Raw genomic sequence first — 2,016 nt, 5'->3', positions numbered from 1 at the left:
GAATTCCGCGAGGCCGGGCGCCAGCTAGACTCGGCTCAATCCGACCATTTTCGCTAGTGTGCGGGCCGTCCGCAGCAGCGAAGCGCGCGGAAGCGGTGTTTCGGCGCGCTTGATCACAACCACGGTTTGATCATCTGCCTCAGAGCTGCTGCCGCGCCGTCGGTCGATCTCAGCCACGAGTCGTTCGCCAAGTTCTGCAACATTCGCCGGTGCGAGACTCTTCACGAGCGATAGAAGGCCCGATTCCCCCAGCATGTGCCCCGAGAGGTCCGTCGCTTCGGTAATCGCGTCCGTGAAGAGCACCACGACGTCGCCCTCGTCGAGCTCCACCGCGAGCTGTTCGTACTCCATGGGCTCCAAAACACCCAAGGGGAGATTGGCAACCCGCTCGAGATGGTACCGCGCTCGCGACACCTTGAGCGAAGGGCAGGCGCCCGCCGATTGCAGATCGAGGTAGTCCCATTTCTCGTGTTTGGCCGAGTATCGCAGCGGTCGCCCGTGCCCGGCGTTGCAGATCATCAGATGCTTTGTCGGAGCGAAGTACGTCAGCAGGAGCGCGGTTGCAAAGCGGCCGAACTCGACATCCGCAGCCAGCTCTCGATTGAGAGCCCGGGCAAAGCACGTCTGATCCAGCGTGTTGATGTATTTCCGCATCAGCTTGCGAAGGGCGATTGCGAAGCCGTCCACCGATTCCCCATGTCCAGCGATGTCGGCCAGCGCCAAGCGCGTGACGTAACCGGCGCCGCAGGTGGAAATGTAGTGCACGTCGCCGCCCCCCTTTCCGAGTCCAAGCGGCCGGCTGTCGACCCAGATGTCGAGCCCCGGAGCGGCGATCGTCTGCCGCTCGGCCCGATTGCCGCCGATGATCTCCATGCACTGCATCACACAAGCCGACCTGTCCATTTTAGTCCTTCGAGTGTTCGAGGCTCGGTGCCTTGGATTTGATGACCGCCGATGCCGCAAGGTTACTTGCGCTACGCGCGCACTGCCGTGAGTCGACGGCCGCGGAGCGCGTCAACTGCGAATTCGCTGCATTTCAGTAACTCCGCGCCGCGCGGCGGCATCCAAGTTGGGCGCGTGCCGTGCGTTCGACTTGACGCCATCGATCCGAAAACAAAGGGCAATTCTATGGACTGCGATCGACGCAACGCTCGGCATCGCATTCTGATCCTTGGCGGCGGATTCTCCGCGATTTACGCGGCGCAGGGGCTCGAGCGCACGTTGGCCCGCCAGGCCAACGTCGAAATTACGCTCATTAACAGAGACAACTACTTTCTCTTTACGCCGATGCTGCACGAGGTCGCCGGCGGCGAGCTGGAAACACATTGCATCGTCAATCCCATCCGCAAGATGCTTCGCCGCGTGCACTTCTTTTGCGGCGAGGTGCAGTCAATCGACCTGCCAGGCAAGCGCGTGACGGTCACGCACGGCAAATCGGCTCATTCTCACGAGTTGGAATACGACCAACTCGTGCTGGCCCTTGGTTCGACCACGAATTTCTTCGGGCTTGTCGGCGTCGAAGAGCGGGCCTTTGCGATGAAGACGCTCGACGACGCGATCCGGCTGCGAGACCATCTTATCGCGCAGCTCGACGAAGCCGATTTCGATTGTGCCGCCGACAGCCGAGACTGGCTGTTGACGTTCGTCGTCGCCGGGGGCGGATTCGCGGGGGTCGAAACGGCCGGTTCGATCAACGATTTCATTCACGAGTCGCTGCGATTCTATCCCCACCTAAAACGGGAGATGATCCGAGTCGTTCTCGTGTCGTCCGGTTCTGTCATTCTTCCCGAACTGAAGGAAAAGCTCGGTCGGTACGCACAGGGCAAGCTCGCCGAACGCCGGATCGAAATCTTGACCAACGTGCAGGTCCGAGGGGCCACCGATCAGTGCATCGAGCTCAGCGACGGCCGTCGGATCGTGTCCAATACACTGATTTGGACTGCTGGGAACTCTATTCATCCGTTGCTCGCGGATTTGCGATGCAAAAAGGAACGCGGACGGATCGTCGTCGATCCC

At 60.9% G+C, this 2,016-nt stretch carries 2 protein-coding genes; one reads left to right on the top strand and one right to left on the bottom strand.

Annotation, left to right across the window (positions count from 1 at the left end):
• Positions 1-24: 24 nt before the first annotated feature.
• A complete protein-coding gene (locus VGY55_12725) occupies positions 25-903 on the bottom strand; it encodes a PP2C family protein-serine/threonine phosphatase (GenBank protein HEV2970827.1) in 879 nt (292 codons plus the stop codon).
• Positions 904-1,128: 225 nt separating this feature from the next.
• On the opposite strand from VGY55_12725, the gene VGY55_12720 reads away from it, so the two are divergent.
• Positions 1,129-2,016 (top strand): FAD-dependent oxidoreductase (locus VGY55_12720; protein ID HEV2970826.1); only part of this gene is annotated, 888 nt, incomplete at its 3' end.

The sequence above is a fragment of the Pirellulales bacterium genome (assembly GCA_035939775.1).
Lineage (GTDB): Bacteria > Planctomycetota > Planctomycetia > Pirellulales > DATAWG01 > DASZFO01.
Note: the sequence above shows the minus strand (reverse complement) of the source record. Positions and strands in the feature narration are given on the sequence as shown.

Bases quoted from the DNA above. Each gene is read 5' to 3' on its own strand.
- VGY55_12725 (HEV2970827.1), bottom strand. From the start codon at position 903: ATGGACAGGTCGGCTTGTGTGATGCAGTGCATGGAGATCATCGGCGGC.